This is a genomic window from Streptomyces sp. NPDC014882 (genome assembly GCF_043081325.1).
Classification (GTDB): domain Bacteria; phylum Actinomycetota; class Actinomycetes; order Streptomycetales; family Streptomycetaceae; genus Streptomyces.
On sequence record NZ_JBIBWL010000005.1, the window covers coordinates 242,840 to 260,069 of the forward strand.

The 17,230-nt window shown below is 73.4% G+C and carries 19 protein-coding genes and 1 pseudogene; 11 read left to right on the forward strand and 9 right to left on the reverse strand.

Features of this window, described 5'->3' with window-relative positions:
• Nucleotides 1-20: 20 nt before the first annotated feature.
• Both ACF09K_RS14695 and ACF09K_RS14700 read left to right on the forward strand, forming a co-directional pair.
• A complete protein-coding gene (locus ACF09K_RS14695) occupies nucleotides 21-533 on the forward strand; it encodes an EF-hand domain-containing protein (protein WP_392243552.1) in 513 nt (170 codons plus the stop codon).
• A gap of 855 nt (nucleotides 534-1,388) precedes the next feature.
• On the forward strand, nucleotides 1,389-1,910 hold the full coding sequence (locus ACF09K_RS14700) for an ATP-binding protein (RefSeq protein WP_392243936.1): 522 nt from the start codon (nucleotides 1,389-1,391) through the stop codon (nucleotides 1,908-1,910).
• 485 nt (nucleotides 1,911-2,395) lie between these two features.
• Here ACF09K_RS14700 and ACF09K_RS14705 read toward each other — a convergent pair whose 3' ends face one another.
• On the reverse strand, nucleotides 2,396-3,445 hold the full coding sequence (locus ACF09K_RS14705) for a GlxA family transcriptional regulator (protein WP_392243553.1): 1,050 nt from the start codon (nucleotides 3,443-3,445) through the stop codon (nucleotides 2,396-2,398).
• 71 nt (nucleotides 3,446-3,516) lie between these two features.
• On the opposite strand from ACF09K_RS14705, the gene ACF09K_RS14710 reads away from it, so the two are divergent.
• Nucleotides 3,517-4,995, forward strand: a complete 1,479-nt coding sequence (locus ACF09K_RS14710) for an MFS transporter (RefSeq protein WP_392243554.1) — start codon at nucleotides 3,517-3,519, stop codon at nucleotides 4,993-4,995.
• A 65-nt stretch (nucleotides 4,996-5,060) separates the two neighbouring features.
• Here ACF09K_RS14710 and ACF09K_RS14715 read toward each other — a convergent pair whose 3' ends face one another.
• Nucleotides 5,061-6,254: a flavin-containing monooxygenase gene (locus tag ACF09K_RS14715; RefSeq protein ID WP_392243555.1), complete on the reverse strand. Its 1,194-nt coding sequence runs from the start codon at nucleotides 6,252-6,254 to the stop codon at nucleotides 5,061-5,063.
• 367 nt (nucleotides 6,255-6,621) lie between these two features.
• Between ACF09K_RS14715 and ACF09K_RS14720 the strand changes: the two genes are divergently transcribed.
• Nucleotides 6,622-6,750 carry a hypothetical protein gene (locus ACF09K_RS14720; protein ID WP_392243556.1) on the forward strand — a complete coding sequence of 43 codons (129 nt, stop codon included), beginning with the start codon at nucleotides 6,622-6,624 and terminating at the stop codon, nucleotides 6,748-6,750.
• Between the two features lie 150 nt (nucleotides 6,751-6,900).
• Entirely contained in the window at nucleotides 6,901-8,325 is a 1,425-nt protein-coding gene (locus tag ACF09K_RS14725; RefSeq protein WP_392243558.1) for an ATP-binding protein, read from the forward strand.
• A 55-nt stretch (nucleotides 8,326-8,380) separates the two neighbouring features.
• Here ACF09K_RS14725 and ACF09K_RS14730 read toward each other — a convergent pair whose 3' ends face one another.
• Nucleotides 8,381-8,572, reverse strand: coding sequence for a hypothetical protein (locus tag ACF09K_RS14730; protein WP_392243560.1), 192 nt, complete (start codon nucleotides 8,570-8,572; stop codon nucleotides 8,381-8,383).
• A gap of 89 nt (nucleotides 8,573-8,661) precedes the next feature.
• Between ACF09K_RS14730 and ACF09K_RS14735 the strand changes: the two genes are divergently transcribed.
• The 3 genes from ACF09K_RS14735 to ACF09K_RS14745 are packed head-to-tail and all read left to right on the forward strand — an operon-like array spanning nucleotide 8,662 to nucleotide 9,711.
• Nucleotides 8,662-8,949, forward strand: a complete 288-nt coding sequence (locus ACF09K_RS14735) for a hypothetical protein (RefSeq protein WP_392243562.1) — start codon at nucleotides 8,662-8,664, stop codon at nucleotides 8,947-8,949.
• Nucleotides 8,950-9,001: 52 nt separating this feature from the next.
• Nucleotides 9,002-9,376, forward strand: coding sequence for a type II toxin-antitoxin system RelE/ParE family toxin (locus ACF09K_RS14740; RefSeq protein ID WP_392243564.1), 375 nt, complete (start codon nucleotides 9,002-9,004; stop codon nucleotides 9,374-9,376).
• The gene (locus ACF09K_RS14745) at nucleotides 9,373-9,711 is read left to right on the forward strand and encodes a helix-turn-helix domain-containing protein (protein WP_392243955.1); all 339 of its coding nucleotides are present in this window, start codon (nucleotides 9,373-9,375) and stop codon (nucleotides 9,709-9,711) included. Before ACF09K_RS14740 ends, ACF09K_RS14745 begins: the two co-directional genes overlap by 4 nt.
• On the opposite strand, the pseudogene ACF09K_RS14750 reads toward ACF09K_RS14745, so the two are convergent.
• Both ACF09K_RS14750 and ACF09K_RS14755 read right to left on the reverse strand, forming a co-directional pair.
• Nucleotides 9,711-9,848: pseudogene (locus ACF09K_RS14750) on the reverse strand (Asp23/Gls24 family envelope stress response protein); the annotation flags it as partial. The gene ACF09K_RS14745 and the pseudogene ACF09K_RS14750 sit on opposite strands and share 1 nt — an antisense overlap.
• 131 nt (nucleotides 9,849-9,979) lie before the next feature.
• Nucleotides 9,980-10,210 carry a hypothetical protein gene (locus ACF09K_RS14755; protein ID WP_392243566.1) on the reverse strand — a complete coding sequence of 77 codons (231 nt, stop codon included), beginning with the start codon at nucleotides 10,208-10,210 and terminating at the stop codon, nucleotides 9,980-9,982.
• A 132-nt stretch (nucleotides 10,211-10,342) separates the two neighbouring features.
• Here ACF09K_RS14755 and ACF09K_RS14760 point away from each other — a divergent pair, with 132 nt between their 5' ends.
• Entirely contained in the window at nucleotides 10,343-10,669 is a 327-nt protein-coding gene (locus tag ACF09K_RS14760; RefSeq protein ID WP_392243567.1) for a GYD domain-containing protein, read from the forward strand.
• A gap of 21 nt (nucleotides 10,670-10,690) precedes the next feature.
• Here the strand turns inward: ACF09K_RS14760 and ACF09K_RS14765 are convergent, their stop codons facing one another.
• Together ACF09K_RS14765 and ACF09K_RS14770 are read right to left on the reverse strand one after the other, a co-directional pair.
• A complete protein-coding gene (locus ACF09K_RS14765) occupies nucleotides 10,691-11,365 on the reverse strand; it encodes a pyridoxal 5'-phosphate synthase (protein ID WP_392243568.1) in 675 nt (224 codons plus the stop codon).
• Between the two features lie 549 nt (nucleotides 11,366-11,914).
• Entirely contained in the window at nucleotides 11,915-12,550 is a 636-nt protein-coding gene (locus tag ACF09K_RS14770) for a TetR family transcriptional regulator (protein ID WP_392243937.1), read from the reverse strand.
• 134 nt (nucleotides 12,551-12,684) lie between these two features.
• Here ACF09K_RS14770 and ACF09K_RS14775 point away from each other — a divergent pair, with 134 nt between their 5' ends.
• The gene (locus ACF09K_RS14775) at nucleotides 12,685-13,407 is read left to right on the forward strand and encodes a VOC family protein (RefSeq protein WP_392243569.1); all 723 of its coding nucleotides are present in this window, start codon (nucleotides 12,685-12,687) and stop codon (nucleotides 13,405-13,407) included.
• Nucleotides 13,408-13,704: 297 nt separating this feature from the next.
• Nucleotides 13,705-16,098 (forward strand): PQQ-binding-like beta-propeller repeat protein, encoded by a 2,394-nt coding sequence (locus tag ACF09K_RS14780; RefSeq protein WP_392243570.1) that lies wholly within the window; start codon nucleotides 13,705-13,707, stop codon nucleotides 16,096-16,098.
• 24 nt (nucleotides 16,099-16,122) lie between these two features.
• Here the strand turns inward: ACF09K_RS14780 and ACF09K_RS14785 are convergent, their stop codons facing one another.
• Together ACF09K_RS14785 and ACF09K_RS14790 are read right to left on the reverse strand one after the other, a co-directional pair.
• Nucleotides 16,123-16,575, reverse strand: coding sequence for a phospholipase (locus tag ACF09K_RS14785; RefSeq protein ID WP_392243571.1), 453 nt, complete (start codon nucleotides 16,573-16,575; stop codon nucleotides 16,123-16,125).
• Between the two features lie 280 nt (nucleotides 16,576-16,855).
• Nucleotides 16,856-17,041 (reverse strand): hypothetical protein, encoded by a 186-nt coding sequence (locus ACF09K_RS14790; RefSeq protein WP_392243572.1) that lies wholly within the window; start codon nucleotides 17,039-17,041, stop codon nucleotides 16,856-16,858.
• Between the last annotated feature and the right edge of the window lie 189 nt (nucleotides 17,042-17,230).

Consider the following 17,230-nt stretch of genomic DNA (forward strand, 5'->3'; position numbering starts at 1 on the left):
ACGTGAGGCGGTCCACAGACATGGTGAGCAGCGAGTACGAACGCAGGATCGCCGACCGGTTCGCCACCTTCGACCAGGACGGCAACGGCTACATCGACCGCGAGGACTTCGCCTCCGCCGCGAAGGCCGTGCTCGCCGAGTTCGGAGTGCCGGCCCGGTCCGACAAGGGGCAGGCGCTGTACGCCGGCGCCGAGGCGTTCTGGCAGGGCATGGCCGGGATCGCCGACCGCGACGGGGACCAGCGCATCACCCGCGACGAGTTCGTGGGCGGGGCGGTCAAACGGCTCCGTGACAATCCCGAGCGGTTCGCCGAGATCGCCCGGCCGTTCCTGCACGCGGCGCTCGCCGTCGCGGACGGTGACGGGGACGGGCGGGCCACGGTCGACGACACGGTGCGGGTGCTGAGGGCGCTCGGTGCCGGTGAGGACGTGGCCCGGGGGGCCGCGGGTGTGCTGGACGGCGACGCGGACGGGAAGGTGGGGGAGGCGGAGGTCGTGCCGGCCTTCGCCCGCTACTTCACCGTGCCGGAGTAGGCGGCCGCCGCGGGGCCGCGCCCCGGACCCCGTCCTCTCCCGTCCCACCCGCCCGTCCCGTTCGGCGGGTTGAGGGGCGACGCCGCGGGGCTCCGCCCGGACCCGTCGCCGGCCTCCCCGCCGCCCTTTCCTCCGCGACCGTGCAACACGCCCGGGCGCGCGAGCAGTTCGGTCGGCCGATCGGAGTCCTCCGGTCCGTCGGACGGCTGCGCGCGACCCGCCGCCGGAGCGGGACCGGCCGGGTGCGCGAAGTGAGGGATCCGGTACGCAGAGTGAGGGTCCGGTGGTGGCGACCTGCTGTCCTGGAGGGCTTTCAGGGGCCTCGGCCTGCGGCGACGGGCGTCGGCCGGGGGCTGTGTCACCGATCGTGGCACGGGGCGGTCACGGAACGTGAGTAGCGGTTGTGGCCGAGGCGTGACCCGTCACGGGCTGGAGTCGGGGGGTCGCTCCGGTACCTTCTGTGGGATGCGAGTGGCTGCGAGCGCGAGCCGTGCCGGTGGTGCCCCCGGGGCAGTGCCGGATCCGGCGGTGCGCGCGCCTGCTCGCAGGCCGGACGGGCGCGGGGGCGCGGCCTGTTCGACTCGCCGCGACAAGCGTCGCACAGTATGCCGCACGCGTACTCCTTCGCGCTGGAATATGCCCGAAGCGCTTGTTGAGGTGACTGTATGTCAACCAAGCTGTCTCGTAAGGGAATCACGTTCCGTCACTCCGCCTCTGGCCGTTGTTCTGGCCATGCGGAAAATGGCTACGATCGTGGCCCCCGTCGTCATGGTGCTCGCGTGGCTTGCGTGGCTCACGTGGCGCGCGGCCATGTGTCCGCCGGTTCGGATGGTGTGAGCGGTGCAGGTGCTTCAAGTGCAGCTGGAGATCCGGCCCGACCCCGCTGAGGTGGGTCGCGCCAGGCGATGGGCCCGTTCGCGTCTCGCCGGGTCCGGGATAGGGGCCGACGAGCCGCTCGCCGAGACGCTGATCCTGCTCGTCTCCGAGCTGGTCACCAACGCCGTGGTGCACACCGGCCGTCCGGCCGTGCTGCGGCTCTCGCTGCCCGGTGTCGAGGCGGGCCGGACCACCGTCCGGCTGGAGGTGGCCGACAGCAGCAGCCGGGCGCCCGTGCCCCGCTGCGTGGGCGACGAGGCGACGGGCGGCCGCGGACTGGCCCTCGTGGACGGCCTCGCCGACCGCTGGGGCTGGAGCGTCGAGGGCCCCGGCAAGCGCATCTGGTGCGAAGTCGACCGCTGCGCGCGGGTCCTGGAGGACGCCGACCGCGCGAGCGCCGCGGACCGCGGCGGCGTGGCGGACCGCGGCGGTGCGGCCGGGGACGGGGCCGGCGCCTTCCGCTCGCCGGCCTACGGGGGATTCGCGTACGAAGCCGTGTGAGCGGGCGTACGGCGACGGTGCACGGGCGCGTCCGGAGCCGAACGGTGCGCGGGGCCCGGTGCACGGGCGCAGAAAGCGCTGTCGGTCCGGCCGGGGCGGGCGGTGGTGCGCCCGGACGTGCTTCCGTGCGCGCCCAGTTCAAAAGGGATGTAAGTCACAAATCGCCGATCGGGTGTTGACGGCAGGTGTCCGTTTGATCACGCTTGTGGGCAGCGATTCGCCGTGAGGGGACGACGAGGGGTCCGGTGACGGGAGCCCTCGCCGAGTGTGGGTCGTGATTCGGCGTCGGGTCCCTCAGGGCCGGGGAGACCGGGGCGGGTACGCCGAGTCGGACGGTGGCGCGCGGTGCCGTGCTCGGGGCGGCACGGGGGCACCTCCCGCCCGACCGCGGTCGAACGCGGCCGGGCGGGGGAGGCGCGCCGCCATCCGGCATGCGTCCCGGGGTGGTTGACCCCAGGGACCCCGGACCGCCGCCACGGGCGTCCTCACCCTCCGGCCACTTCGACGGTGCCGCTCTCCGCGCCGTGCTCTGCGCCGCTCTCCGCGCCGTTCTCCGTCCGGAACGTCCGCCGGTACGCCGTCGGGGTCACCCCGAGCGCCGCCTGCAGGTGCTGGCGCATCGACTGGGCGGTGCCGAAGCCGGCGTCCCGGGCGACCCGGTCGACGGAGAGGCCGGTGGACTCCAGTAGGTGCCGGGCGCGTTCGACGCGCTGCCGGGTGAGCCACTGGCCGGGACTGACCCCGACCTCCTCGCGGAAGCGGCGGGTGAACGTCCGTACCGACATGGCCTCGCGGGCGGCCATGTCCCGCAGCTGGATGGGCTCGTGGAGGCGGTCGAGCGCCCACGCGCGCGCCGCGGTCGTCCCGGACAGCTGCGGGTCGGGCACCGGCCGCTCGATGTACTGCGCCTGCCCGCCGTCGCGGTGCGGCGGTACGACCGTACGGCGGGCGACCTCGTTGGCGACGGCCGTGCCGTGGTCGCGGCGCACCATGTGCAGGCACAGGTCGATCCCGGCGGCGACGCCCGCCGAGGTCAGGACGTCGCCGTCGTCGATGAAGAGGACGTCGGGGTCGACCCTGACGCGGGGGAACAGGCGCTGGAGCCGGGCGGCGTCGGCCCAGTGCGTGGTCGCGGGGCGGCCGTCGAGGAGACCGGCGGCGGCCAGGACGTACACGCCGGTGCAGATGGAGGCGAGGCGGGTGCCGGGGCGGACGAGGGCGAGCGCGGCGGCGAGGTCGTCGGTCAGGACGCCCTCCTCGAAGACCGGGCCGAGTTCGTACGACGCCGGGACGATCACGGTGTCGGCGGTGGCCAGCGCCTCCGGGCCGTGCGCGACCTCGATGGCGAAGTCGGCGTCCGTCTCGACCGGCCCCGGCGGCCGGACCGAGCAGGTGACGACCTCGTACAGGTGCCGCCCGCCGGAGTCCTTGGGGCGGCCGAAGATGCGGTGCGGGATGCCCAGCTCGAAGGGGAGCAGGCCGTCGAGGGCGAGGACGACGACGCGGTGCGGGCGGAAGCCGGGGGAAGGGCCCATGGCCCGATCCTAGCGAACAACGGCCTTCGGGCCACTCGCTCCGGGCGGTCGCGGACCCGAAGCTCTATGGCGTGACGCAGACAGACATGACGGAGGCCGGGGCGAGCGGGGCCGGAGCGACCGGGACCGGGGCCGAGGCCGAGGGGACCGAGGTGACCGGGACCGGAGCGAAGGGGACCGGAGCGAAGGGGACCGAGGCGACCGGGACCGGGGCCACCGGCGTGCCGGACGCGGGCGTCCCCGGGGCGGCGGGGGACTCCGCCGGCGGGGATCCCCGGGCCGGCGGGCGGCGGCCGCGCGTTCACCGGGCGTGGTTCGTCGCCGCCGTCACCTTCGTCACGATCATCGGCGCGGCGGCCTTCCGCTCCCTGCCCGGCCTGCTCATCGACCCGCTGAACGAGGACTTCGGCTGGTCGCGCGGCACGATCGGCGCGGCCGTGTCGGTCAACCTCGCCCTCTACGGACTCACCGCGCCCTTCGCCGCGGCGCTGATGGACCGGTTCGGCATCCGCCGGGTGGTGGCCGTCGCGCTGACCGTGATCGCGCTCGGCTCCGGCCTGACGGTGTGGATGACGGCGGCCTGGCAACTGATGCTGTGCTGGGGCCTGCTGGTGGGTCTCGGCTCGGGCTCGATGGCCCTCGCCTTCGCCGCGACGGTCACCAACCGCTGGTTCACCGAGCGCCGGGGCCTGGTCAGCGGCATCCTCACCGCGGCCTCCGCCTCCGGCCAGCTGGTCTTCCTGCCGCTGCTGTCCTGGATGATCACGCGGTACGACTGGCGCCCGGCGGCGGTGACGGTCGCGCTCGCCGCCCTCGCGGTCGTCCCCTTCGTCTGGCTGCTGCTGCGCGACCACCCGGCGGACGTGGGCCGGAAGCCGTACGGGGCGAAGGAGTTCGTCCCCAAGCCGGCCCCGGTGCCGGGCGCGGCGCGGCGCGCGGTCACGGTCCTGTTCTCGGCGCTGCGCACCGGCCCGTTCTGGCTGCTGGCCGGGACCTTCGCGATCTGCGGCGCCTCCACGAACGGCCTGGTCCAGACCCACTTCGTGCCGGCCGCCCACGACCACCACATGCCCGTCACGGCGGCGGCCTCCCTGCTCGCGGTGATCGGCGTGTTCGATGTGGTCGGCACGATCGCCTCCGGCTGGTTCACGGACCGCTTCGAACCGCGCCGGCTGCTGGCGGTGTACTACGCGCTCCGCGGCGTCTCGCTCCTGTTCCTGCCGATCCTGCTGGCCCCGACGGTCCACCCGCCGATGGTCTTCTTCATCGTCTTCTACGGCCTCGACTGGGTCGCCACCGTCCCGCCCACCCTGGCCCTGTGCCGCGAGCACTACGGCGAGGACAGCGCCATCGTCTTCGGCTGGGTCCTGGCCTCCCACCAGGTGGGCGCGGCCCTGGTCGCCTTCCTCGGCGGCGTGGCCCGCGACGCCTTCGGCTCCTACGACGTGGTCTGGTACGCCTCGGGAGCGCTGTGCGCGGCGGCGGCGCTGATGGCGCTGGTGATCCGGCGCAGGCCCACGGCGGCTCCCCTCACGCCTGCGACGGCCTGACGGGTCCGCGAACGGCCTGACGGGTCCGCGACGACCCGACGGGCCGCCCCGCGGCGGGCGGCCCCTCAGCCCCGGCCCAGCCGGCGGTGCACCGCCTTCGCTATGCGTTCCGCGTCGCGGGAGAGTTCGCGGAGGCTGCCGCTGATGGGGTTGGTGAAACCGGTGAAGTAGAGGCCGGGGGCGGCGGCCGGGGTGCGGGGCCCGTGGGCGGTCGGTCTGCCGCGGGCGTCGAGGACGCCGAGGTGGCCGACCAGGCCCTCCAGGGCGCGGACGTAGCCGGTCGCGGCGATCACGGCGTCCGGCCGGACGCGGGCGCCGTCGGCGAGGACGACCTCGCCGTCCTCGAACCCCTCCACCGCGGCCACGACCTCGACCTTCCCCGTGCGCACCGCGTCGATCAGGCCGACGTCCTGCACCGGGATCGCCCCTTCGCGGACGCGGGTGTAGAGCCCGGTGTCCGGACGCGGCAGCCCCCGCGCCGACAGGTCCGGCACGCTGACCCGGGCCAGTGCCCGGCCGGCGCGGTCGACGAGCCCGACGGGCAGCCGCCGTACGAGGATGCCGCTGTACTGGGCCGGCCAGCCGGCGGTCGAGCGGCGCACGATGTGCGGGACCGTGCGCACGGCCAGCCGTACCCGCCCGGCGCCGCTCTCCACCAGGTCGACGGCGATCTCGGCACCGGTGTTGCCGGCGCCGACGACGAGGACGTCCCGGCCCGCGTAGGGGGTGCCGTCGCGGTAGGCGGACGCGTGGACCAGCTCGCCGGTGAACGTGTCGCGGCCGGGCCAGTCGGGCAGCGACGGGGTGTGGTTGTGGCCGGTGGCCACGACGACCGCCGCGCCGGTCAGCTCGCGCCCCCCGGAGGCGTGCAGCAGCCAGCCCGTGCCGTCGGGGGTCCGCTCGACGCGGGACACCTCGACGCCGGTGACGATCTCCAGCTCGTGGTGCTCGGCGTACTTCTCCAGGTACCGCACCACGTCGTCGCGGGCCGGCCACCGCCCGAAGCGGCGGGGCATCGGCAGGCCGGGCAGGGCCGAGCCGCGCCGGGTGGTGTGCAGGCGCAGCCGGTCGTAGTGCCGCCGCCAGGACGCGCCGACCCGGTCGGACCTCTCCACCACGACGGCGCGGACCCCCCGGGCGCGCAGCGCGTACGCGGCGGCGAGGCCGCCGGGGCCGCCGCCGATGACGTAGACCGGGCGGTCGGCGGCGTGCGCGGCGCCGGCCGCGGAGGGGTTCGGCTGCGGTGCGGAGTCTTCCATGAGCGCGAGCGTAATCATGCGCGGCATTGATGGGTCTCGGTCAAGACCGGAATTGGTTGCGGATCGATCACGCCTGTACGAGTGGTGTGCGCGGACGGTGACGCGGGTCACCCGGTTGTGGAGATGCCGCGACGCCGGACCCCGGTGCGCGGGGTCCGGCGTCGCGTGGGCGGCGTCGGTCCTTGTGACGGGAAGGCGGGAGGCGGGAAGGCGGGAAGCGGGCGCCGCCGCCCGGGAGCGGCTCGGCGGAGGCCGCCGGGAGGGTGCTGCTTCCCGTTCGTCTCGTGTCCCGTCTCACCTCGGCGATCCACCGGATGAAGTCGCCCGGGTCGGTGTTCGCGCCGTGGCCCTGGTCCCGGTAGGAGAGGTGGTTCACGTCGTCGCCGAGGACGTGCGCGGCGCGATGTGGGAGGCGGGCCGCCGGGACGCCCGGCGGGACGTGCACGGCCACGCCCGCCTCGGGACGGACCCCGATCCGGCAGCCGGGCTCGGCTGACGCGCCGCGACGGCGGCGCGGTACGCGCCGAGGACGGTGCCTTCCGCGGCCGCGACGGCGTGCCCCGGGGCCCGTCCCCGTCCTGCCGGTCGAATGGTTACATCAGAGATAGTATTGCTGGAGATAGTATCTCTGGACGGAGTCTGTGGCATGCGTCGATTCATCGGGCGGGAGCGGGAGCTGCGGGTGCTGGACGCGGCGCTCCGGAAGACCGCCGGGGGAGGCGGCGGCTCCCGGCAGGCCGGTGAATGCGTCCTGCTGCGGGGACGACGCCGCGTGGGCAAGTCGAGCCTGGTCGAGGAGTTCCTGAGCCGGGCGGATGTCCCGTACCTCTTCTTCACTGCGGCGGGGGGCTCGGCCGAGGACGAACTGACCGAGTTGCTCGACGCGGTCGCTTCCTCCACGCTGCCGGAGCGCTCCCTGTTCGCCGAGGAGGCGCCGACGCAATGGAACGCCGCGTTCCGTCTGCTGGCGGAGATCCTGCCCGACGACAGCCCCAGCGTGGTCGTGTTCGACGAAGTTCCGTACCTCATGGAACGGATCGACGCCTTCGAGGGCATGCTGCAGCGGGCATGGGACCGGCTGCTCGGCCGCAAGCCGGTCCTCCTGCTGCTGGTCGGTTCCGATCTGTCGATGATGGAGGCGCTGAACAGCTACGACCGGCCCTTCCACCAGCGCGGGCGCGAGATGGTCCTGGGGCCGCTCGATCCCGCCGACATCGGTGACATGCTCGGTCTGGAACCGGCGGCGGCCTTCGACGCGGCCCTGGTCACCGGCGGGCTGCCTCTCGTCTGCGCCGAGTGGGAGGAGGGCGCCTCGCTGTGGGAGTTCCTCCGCACCTCGCTCGACAACCCCATCTCGGCCCTCCTCGTCTCCGCCGAACGCTCCATGGCCGCCGAGTTCCCGCCCCACGCGATGAGCCGGGAAGTGCTGAGTGCGATCGGGAGCGGCGAGCGCACGTTCACCAACATCGCCCGGGCGGCCGGCGGAATCGCCCACACCACCCTCACCCGGGCCACGGACCTCCTGACGGAGAAGCGCGTGGTCGCGGCCGAACTGCCGGTCTCGCTCAGGCCGTCCAGGGAACGCCGTTACCGGGTGGCCGATCCGTACCTGCGTTTCTGGCTGGCGTTCCTCGGTCCGCACATGGCGGAGATCGAGCGCATGCGCGGCGACCTGACCCTGAGCCGGATCGAAGCACAGTGGACGAGCTGGCGCGGCCGGGCCGTCGAGCCGCTCGTACGCGAATCGCTTGCCCGCCTGCTCCCTGACGGGGACGTCCCGGCCGCCCCGGTCATCGGCGGGTACTGGACCCGCAGCAACGACGTCGAGATCGATCTGGTCGGCGCCGACCGGCAGCCGGTCGCCAAGCGGCTGCTCTTCCTCGGATCGGTCAAGTGGCTGGAGAACTCGGCCTTCGACGGGCACGATCTCGCCGCGCTGCACAAGCACCGGGCGGCCGTCACCGAGGACCCCGTGCCGCTGATCGCGGTCTCCCGCGCCGGCGTCGGCTGCACCGGACTCCAGGCGGCGTACGGGCCGGAGGAACTGCTGACCGCCTGGCGACGGAACTGAGCCGGCTCCCTCGTACGTCCCGTGCGAGGGAGCCGGTGATCGACGGGCGCCCCGCTCACAGCAGGTGGTCCGCCTTCCCGGCCTTGATCTCCAGGATGAGGGCGCGGAGCGCTTCGCGGGTGTCGGTGAGGGGTGTGTCCTCCCGTCCGGCGACGGCGATGTAGGCGTTGCCGGTGGGATCGGTGCCTATGCGGAAGCAGTTGGCGCCCTCGGCGCAGTAGGGGTCTTCCCAGGTGATCTCGGCCATCGGGATGCTCCTCAGAGTTGGCCCGCGATGCCGCGCATGAAGTCGCGCGACTCTGCGGGCGGTAGTGACGCGGATTCCATCCAGTCCAGATGGGCTCGGTACTTGTCGAGTTGGGACTGCCCGTGGAGGAACTCCGGGCCGTGGGCCGAGTCGAGCTCCACCGTGGCCACGCCCGCCACACCAACGCCCGCCTGGGCGCGGCCTGCGACCTGCGCCGCCGGGTCTCCCTCCGTGTGCTCGACCGGGTGGTCCGGGCCTGCCACGGCGAGTGGGGCATCGGCGGTGACCGAGAGTCGAGCACGGGCACCCGCATGTGGGCGGTGCTGCCGTACGCGGGGGCGAGCGGGTATCTCCCGGGCGACCGCACATATGAGTGACGGTGACAGTGAACGGAGTGCCGTGTCTCGCGGGAGTTCCTACGTTTGCGGAGTGACCGAACCCTATGTGATCGAGTTGGAGCCGGAAGTGCGGTTCTGGCTCGAGCACCTGTCCGCGCAGCACTATCGCCAGGTCGAGGAGAAAGCCGACCTTCTCGCTGAGAAGCCGACGACGCTCGGGGAGCCGCATTCTCGTAACCTGGGGGAGGGAGTGCGTGAACTGCGATTCGTACTGAGCGGATGTGCCACGCGAGTCACGTACTGGCTGGCGCCTCGTCGACGGATCGTGCTGCTCACCGTTTTCCGGAAGACCAGGATGCGGGAGGAAGCAGAGGTCAAGCGCGCCAGACTGGCGAAAGAACGGTGCGAGGCGGAGCATGGCCCCGCGCATGACGAGTTCACTCGTGAGTTCCGGGAGGACCTGTGAGCCACACCCGCTGGAAGCTGTCACGGGAGCGGAGAACTGCCGAGGGGGGTGCCGAGCCACCGGAGGTGGTCGCGGAGCGGGAACAGATCCGGCTGGCCCATGCGCTGGGACAACTGGTTTACGACCGTCGTGTCGCCCTCGGGCTGACCCAGTCCGCGCTGGGGCTGCGGATCGGGATGTCCGAGGACGAGGTGGAGACCGTGGAACTCGGCGGCCTGCTGCCCCTCACCGCCGATCTGCTGGTCCGGCTGGCGGGAGCGCTGGATGTCACGGTGGACCTGCACGTCGTCTCCGACGGGCACAACACGCTGGTGTTCGAGGAGCGTGCCGCGTAACCGCTGCCGAGGGCGTGGACGTCGGGCACGTCGCGTGCCGCCATTCCGGCGATCTTCTCCACCACCACATCGGCGATGAAGGTCCGGCCGTGAGAACCGGGCGCTCCACCGTGTCGTACACCGGTGTTCTCGGTCATCGGGACGTTTTTTCCTTGTGAGGCCCGCACGGCACTCACAAGTGAAGTAATAGTCTCTTTGGTGTATTTCGCCGGAATTGCGGAGTGGGTGCCCGAGCGAGCGGCCCGAGCACCCCTGGCCGCCGTCCTCGTCACGGACACGCGGCCTGGTCGGGCTGGTCGACGCCCCTCCGGAGGAGTTCCTCGTCGACCGCGCGGAGCATCCCGCGCCACTCCCGCGCGGCCTTGGGGTTGCGGCCCGCGCCCCGTGCCGCCGCCCGCTCGGCCCGCCGGGCGGCGAGCGCCCGGCGTTCCCGCAGCTGCTCGACGGACAGCGAGGGCAGATCGGCGTACCAGTTGTCGTGGAGCTTCCAGCGGCTCATCGTCCCAGGGTGCCGGAGGCCGCGCCCCGGGCGCTCGGCGATTTCTCCCCGCCGTTCGGGGGACGCGGCGCCCGGCGCCGGCGCACCTCCCGCCCCGCGGGGCATCCCTTGACGGGACGGAAGGGAGACACGATGCCGCTCTACCTGTCGAGGTTCAGCTACACGCCGCAGACCTGGGCGCGGCTGACCGACCACCCGGAGGACCGGGCGCAGGCCGCCCGGTCGTACATCGAGTCCGTGGGCGGGAGGCTCCACGGCTTCTGGTACGCCTTCGGCACGCACGACGGCTACAACCTGTGGGAGGCCCCGGACAACGTGTCCATGGCCGCGGTCGCGCTGGCGATCAGCGGGGGCGGCGCGCTCGACTCGTTCGAGACGACCGTCCTGCTGACCGTCGACGAGACGCTGGAGGCCCTGCGCGCGGCCGGGAACGTCCGGTACCGGCCTCCTGGCGCGTGACGGTCGGCCCACACCCGCCCCTCACGGCCACAGCAGCCCCCGCGACCAGCCGTCCGCGGTCCGCCGGTACACCAGCCGGACGTGCCGGCGCCGGACCTCGCCCTGGAAGAACTCCACCTCGTCCGGGCGGAGCCGGTACAGGGTCCAGGTGGGGGACTCGGCGGTCGGTTCCGCGCGGGCCCGCTCCCAGGCGGCGGACGACACCGTCGCCAGCTCCTCCAGCGAGGCCAGGTCCTCGCTCTGGTGACCGGTGAGGGCGGCGGCCAGGGCCCCCGTCGACCGGGCGTGCAGGTCCGCCCGGGCCTCCGCGGCCGGGGCGGCCGTCACCGGGCCCCGCACGCGCACCTCGCGGCCCAGCGCGGACCAGTAGAAGGTGAGGGCCGCGAACGGACGGACCGTGAGGTGGCCGCCCTTGCGGCTGGTCACGTGCGTGGCGAAGGACCAGCCGTCCTCGTCCGCGCCGTGCAGGATCACGATGCGCGCGTCCGGCAGGCCGTCCCCGTCGGCCGTCGACAGGGTCATGGTGTGCGGCTCCCGTTCGCCCGCCGCGACCGCCTCGGCGAACCAGCCGGTGAACAGGGCCAGCGGATCGGCGGGGGCCGCCGCCGGATCGAAGGGCGGCAGCTCGGTCACCTCCGGGTCCCACACCCGCAGCGACCTCAGCAGCTCGTGAAGATCCGTGGCATCCGTTCCCATGGTCCGAGTATCGGGCAGGGCGGGATGCGCGGTCGTGCCCCGTACCGGTCGGTCGTGTCCCGTACCGGTCGGTCGTGTCCCGTACCGGTCGGTCGTGCTCCTCCCGGTCGGTCGTGCTCCTCCCGGCCGGCCGCGCTCCTCCCGGCCGAGCGTGCTCGTCCTGGCCGGTCGTGCCCGCCCCCGCTGCTCGTCCCCGCTGCTCACCCCCGGCCGGTCGTGCCCGGCCGACGAGATCCGCCCGTTCCGGCCCGGCCGCCGGAGCCCGCCGCCGAGGCTCAGCCGCCGAGGGCCAGCCGCCGGACCAGCAGGAACGCCCCGGTGCCCGGCATCGCCGCCCCGGACGTCCGGGTGACCGCGCGGGCCGCCGCAGACCGGCGTACGCCGTCGGCCTCCTCGGGCGAGGTGCCCGTACAGCGCGACAGGCGGCGGCCCGTCCGGGTGACCGGACGGACCGCCGCCTGCCAGACAGGACGGGGGACGTGGAGCGGGGGACGTGGAAGTCGGAACGTGGGGAACGTGGGGAAAAAGAAGGCCCGCGGCGGCCGCGGGCTACTTCGTCGGCTTCTTGCCCGTGATGCCCAGGTGCACCAACAGGGCGACGTTCGGCTTGAGTTCAGCCTGCTTGACGCCCCACGCGGTGAAACCCTTCTGGTGCGAGGCGACCGCGGCGAGCATCGCGACCAGCGAACCGGCGATCGCGCCCGGGTTCACGTCCTTGTCGACCCTGCCCTTGGACTGGAGTTCGGCCACGGCGTCCGAGAGGGAGCTGTTCACCGAGTTGAGGATCTTCATGCGGAGCTTGTAGAAGCGCTTGTCCCCCTCGGCCGCGCCGAGGTCGACGACGCGCAGGATCGCGTCGTTGCGCTTCCAGAACTCCAGGAACTCCTCGACGAGTTCCTGCGCGGTCTGCCAGCCGGCCTTGCCGACCCAGGACCGCCCCTCCAGCACTTCGGTCAACCCGGCGCTCTCGGCGGCCATTTGCTCCGCGATCTCCAGGACGGCGCCCTCGACGTCCGGAAAGTACTGGTAGAAGGTCGCGGGCGAAGTGCCCGCCTTCCGGGCGACATCGATGACCTTGACGTCCCGGTAGGGAGAGGAGCTGAGCATCTCGCTGAGGCAGTCGAGCAGTTTCTGCCGCGTCGCCTGCCCGCGCCGACCGGCCACGCGGCCGTCGACGGTACGCACTTGTCCTGTCATGTCGTCAGCTTACCGAGGGGTGATGGGAGCGCGATTCGGCCGACTGCAAATGGGGTGCGCGGGGGTCCGGAGGAAGGCGTGCCTGGTCTGCGGCTTGCGTGAAGCGCCGTTAGGTTGGCTGTATGGCCGAAAACAGGGCATCGGTGTACGCGGAGGGCGTCCCCTGCTGGGTGGACGCGCAGCTCCCCGACGTGGACGCGGGCAGGCGGTTCTACGGGGAGCTGTTCGGGTGGGCCTTCGAGGAGGCGTACGGCTCCTCCGTGTGGGCCCGACTGGACGGTGAGCCGGTCGCCGCCCTCGCCCACAAGACGGACGGCCGGATGCCCACCGTGTGGACGGTGTCCTTCGCCACCCCGGACGCGGAGGCGACCGTGCGCCGCATCCGCACCGCCGGCGGGCAGGTGGTGACCGCGCCGGCGCCGGTCGACGGGGCGGGGGTCGCGGCCCTGGCCGCCGACCCCGAGGGCGCGGTCTTCGGCCTGTGGCAGGCGGGCAGCCACCCGGGCTTCGGGGTGCGGCACCGACCCGGCGCGTTCGCCTGGGCGCAGCTGTACGCCCGTGACACCGGGGCCGCCAACACCTTCTACGGCCATCTCTTCCACGAGGCCCTGTTCGGTCCGGGAGCCGAGCCCGACTTCGGGCGGGCGCCGGTCTCGGACGTGTTCCCCGACGTCATGCCGCCGCACTTCCTCGTCCACTTCGGCGTCGACGACTGCGGGGCGGCGCTCGGCGCGGTGAACCGGCTCGGGGGACGGGTGCAGGCGGGGCCGTTCACCGCCTCGTACGGAACGGTGGCCGTCGTCACCGACAATCAGGGGGCGTCGTTCGCGCTGCTCCAGCGCTGAGCCGTCCCGGTCGCCCCCGCCCCGGCCGTGCGGCGGACGCGGACGCGGGTGCGGGTGCGGGTGCGAATGCGGATGTGGGTACGAGGAGCGGGGACGTACGTGCGGGCCGGGCGCCCGTGCATGTGGCTACTTGCGCGTATATGAAATGAGACACCCCGATTGTCGCGGGGTTCGCAACCGGTGGCCCGGCCAGGAAGAATCGGGGTGCGTGCCGCCACGGCGGTGCGGTGGTGAGACGCTGCACGGGGTCGCGTACACATGTGGGTGGCGCGGCCCGTACGGGGAGGTGGCAGGCAAGTGGTGGATCAGCTGACGCAGCACGATCCGCGGCGGATCGGGCCGTTCGAGGTGCTGGGACGGCTGGGGGCCGGCGGCATGGGGCTGGTCTATCTCGCGCGTTCGGCCTCGGGCCGGCGGGTGGCGATCAAGACGGTCCGCACGGAACTGGCCGAGGACCAGTTGTTCCGGGTGCGCTTCACCCGCGAGGTGGAGGCGGCGCGGGCGGTCTCCGGCTTCTACACGGCCGCGGTCGTCGACGCCGATCCGCGGGCCGCCGTGCCGTGGCTGGCCACCGCCTACGTGCCCGCGCCCTCCCTCGAGGAGATAGTGAACGACTGCGGGCCGCTCCCGGCCCAGGCGGTGCGCTGGCTGGCGGCGGGCATCGCCGAGGCCCTCCACTCCATCCACGGCGCCGGGCTCGTCCACCGCGACCTGAAGCCCTCCAACGTCCTCGTCGTCGAGGACGGCCCCCGGGTGATCGACTTCGGCATCGCCTCCGGTGTCTCGAACACCCGCCTGACGATGACGAACGTCGCCGTCGGCACCCCCGCCTACATGTCCCCGGAGCAGGCCAAGGACTCGCGCAGCGTCACCGGCGCCAGCGACGTCTTCTCCCTCGGCTCGACCCTCGTCTTCGCGGCCACCGGACACCCCCCGTTCCACGGCGCCAACCCGGTCGAGACGGTCTTCATGCTGCTGCGCGAGGGCCCCGACCTGAAGGGCCTGCCCGCCGAGCTGCGCCCGCTCATCGACTCCTGCATGCAGATGGAGGCCACCGGCCGGCCCAGCCCCGCCGACCTCCAGTCCCAGCTGGCCCCGCACCTCTTCGGCTCCGGCTCCGACGACAGCGGTACGGCGTCGGCCTGGCTGCCCGAGAAGGCGGTCGCCCTCATCGAGACGCGGCGCGGCGGCCGCCCGCCCGTCAAGGCGGCGGCGAGCCCCCGCGGCAGCGGCGGCGGCGTCGGCCTGGCCCGTCCCGCCGTGCCGCCGCCCCCCGCGCACGACCCCGTGGTGCCCGCCCGTACGGCGCCCGCGCCCGTCGCGGTCGGCGCCCCCGACACGGGGCCCGTCCGGCTCCCCGGAGCGGCCGTGCCGATCGGTCCCGGCCCGCGGGTCGCCGACGCGCGTGCCACCGCCGCCGTCAAGGCGCCCGTCCCCGATCCGGGCCTGGTCGCCTACTGGTCCCGGCCCCGCCCCGGCACGGGCGGCGTCGACCCGGCCCCCACGGCGGCCCCCACGGCCGCGCCCACGGCCGCGCCCACGGCCGCCGCCGCGACCCCGGCGGGCTGGCGCCCCTGGCGGTTCCGCATGTCCAACGACGTGTGGGGCACCCCGGCCGTCGCGGGCGACCTCGTCTACGTCACCTCCTTCGAGGTGCACGCCCTGGACGTGGCCACCGGCCGGCGCCGCTTCAAGACGCGTGACGTGGCCTGGTCGATGGCCGTGGCGGACGGCCGCATCGTCGCCTCCGACGGCCCCACCCTGTTCGCGCTGGACGCCCGCGAGGGCACCGACCTGTGGCGGCTGCCCACCGACTCCTGGGTGTACTGCCTCCGGGCCGACCGGGGCACCGTCGTCACCGGCACCCGCGGCGGCGGCGTCCAGGCCTGGGAGGCCTCCACCGGGCAGAAGCTGTGGGAGGTCACCGGCTGCCAGACCGACTTCGAGTCCCCCGAGGCGGGCCCCGCCCTCCACGACGGCACGGTCTACCTCTGGCAGGACGCCCGCCTGCGCGCCCTCGACGCCCGCACCGGCGACGAACGCTGGTCGTACCCCATCGGCGACTCCGCCTCCTGCGGCGGCGTCCCGGTCCGGGTGACCGCGGCCCCCGACGGCTACGTCTACGTCTCGGCCGGCACCCGCGTCCTCGCCGTCGACGCGGCGAGCGGCATGGTCCGCTGGCACTTCGAGGCCCCCGCGGTCTTCCTCTCCCCGCCCACCTTCGTCCCCGGCCCGGCGGTCACGGGCGGCGGCGTCTACCTCGCCGACTACCTCGGCACGGTCTACGCCCTCGACGCCACCGACGGCCGCGACCGCTGGCGCATCGCCACCGAGGCCCGCTCCTCGGTCGACCCGGTGCTGGTCGCCGCGGGCCACGTCCACGTGGGCAGCGGCAAGGGCCTCTACACCCTCGACGCCGTCACCGGCACGCCCAAGTGGCGCTTCCAGGCGGGCGGCGACATCGTCGGCGCCCCCGTGGTGGCCGAGGGCCGCATCCACTTCGGCTCCACCGACCACCTCCTCTACACCCTGAAGGCCGACGACGGCCGCCTGCGCTGGAAGCTGGCGACCGGCGGCGAGATCACCGGCTCCCCGGTGGTCCGCGACGGCGTCGTCTACGGGTGCAGCAAGGACCGCTGCGTCTACGCCCTCGACGCGGAGAAGGGCACGGGCACGGCGCGGACGGCGTGACGCCGCCCGGCGCCCCGCGCGTGCTCAGCCGAGGACGCGGACGGCCTGGTAGTAGGTCCAGGCTGTGCTGTTGCAGGACGTCTGGGTGGCGCCGGTGTACTTGTTGCACACGCGCTTGAGGTCCTCGTAGAAGGCGCTGTCGAGGCGGGACTTGTTGGCGTCGAAGGTGCCGATGGCCTTGTAGTTGCGGTAGCCGAAGTCGTGCCGGGCGCAGGAGGTGGAGAAGGGGAAGCCGAACGGGTTGTCCGGCGAGGAGGAGCAGTAGTCGGTCGACCAGTTGAAGCCGTACGCGGACCAGGCGGACTGGTTCGCGCGGGCGGCCGTCCACGCGCTGTAGCTCGTCGCGCTGGTCTGCGTCCAGCTCGCGAGGACCTGCGGCTTGTCGGCGGGAGCGGCCTCGGCGGCGGTCGCCGTGACGAACACGGCGCCGAGGGCGAGGGCCGGGGCGGCGAGAGCGGTGGCAAGTCTGCGGGTCATTCCCACACCTCCGTACGGCTGTTGCCCGCTTCTCGGGCAACAGGTGCATGTCAAGATGGTTGCCATCCGTGACGCGCACTCACACCCCGTCAGGCCGACGACTTCGTGAACTCCGGGAGGTGCCGGGCGAGCGGAACATGACGCACCGCTTCGCGCCGCCCGCCGAAGGCCGCCGGACGCACCACAACCGCCGGACGGATCAGGGCCGTCGGACACACCACGGCCGCGGCGGCTCCCCCTCCGCGCCGCCGCGGCCGATCGGTCCCCGTGGGATGAAGCCCTACTTGCCGCCGCCCAGGTCCAGGGCGGGCGGAGCCGGCATGTTGTTGTCCATCGTCGTGATGGTCTCGCCGGCCGGCTCGCTCGGCATGTTGTTGTCCATCGTGGTGATGGTCTCGTCCGTCTTCGGCGGGCTGGGCATGTTGTTGTCCATCGCGGTGACGTCCGCGTTCTTCTTGTCGCTCATGGTCCCGGTTCCTCTGCTGCGGATGACGAATGGGGAACGCCCGTCCAGAAGCTCCCCCGAGGGCTGCCGGACGGGCGCTCGAAGCCGCACAGTAACCGCTCGGCTTCCGGTCAGACCGCCTGCCCCCCGACGCGACGGTGTGACACGTAGAAGAGTGGCGGACGCCGATAAACGAATGCTGAACGCCCC

Excerpts from the sequence above, each read along its gene's own strand:
- ACF09K_RS14695 (WP_392243552.1), top strand. The coding sequence starts at position 21 with ATGGTGAGCAGCGAGTACGAACGCAGGATCGCCGACCGGTTCGCCACC.
- ACF09K_RS14705 (WP_392243553.1), bottom strand. The coding sequence starts at position 3,445 with ATGGGCCCTTCCCCCGGCTTCCGCCCGCACCGCGTCGTCGTCCTCGCC.
- ACF09K_RS14715 (WP_392243555.1), bottom strand. The coding sequence starts at position 6,254 with ATGGAAGACTCCGCACCGCAGCCGAACCCCTCCGCGGCCGGCGCCGCG.
- ACF09K_RS14725 (WP_392243558.1), top strand. The coding sequence starts at position 6,901 with ATGCGTCGATTCATCGGGCGGGAGCGGGAGCTGCGGGTGCTGGACGCG.
- ACF09K_RS14730 (WP_392243560.1), bottom strand. The coding sequence starts at position 8,572 with ATGGCCGAGATCACCTGGGAAGACCCCTACTGCGCCGAGGGCGCCAAC.
- ACF09K_RS14735 (WP_392243562.1), top strand. The coding sequence starts at position 8,662 with ATGGGCTCGGTACTTGTCGAGTTGGGACTGCCCGTGGAGGAACTCCGG.
- ACF09K_RS14755 (WP_392243566.1), bottom strand. The coding sequence starts at position 10,210 with ATGAGCCGCTGGAAGCTCCACGACAACTGGTACGCCGATCTGCCCTCG.
- ACF09K_RS14760 (WP_392243567.1), top strand. The coding sequence starts at position 10,343 with ATGCCGCTCTACCTGTCGAGGTTCAGCTACACGCCGCAGACCTGGGCG.
- ACF09K_RS14765 (WP_392243568.1), bottom strand. The coding sequence starts at position 11,365 with ATGGGAACGGATGCCACGGATCTTCACGAGCTGCTGAGGTCGCTGCGG.
- ACF09K_RS14775 (WP_392243569.1), top strand. The coding sequence starts at position 12,685 with ATGGCCGAAAACAGGGCATCGGTGTACGCGGAGGGCGTCCCCTGCTGG.
- ACF09K_RS14785 (WP_392243571.1), bottom strand. The coding sequence starts at position 16,575 with ATGACCCGCAGACTTGCCACCGCTCTCGCCGCCCCGGCCCTCGCCCTC.
- ACF09K_RS14790 (WP_392243572.1), bottom strand. The coding sequence starts at position 17,041 with ATGAGCGACAAGAAGAACGCGGACGTCACCGCGATGGACAACAACATG.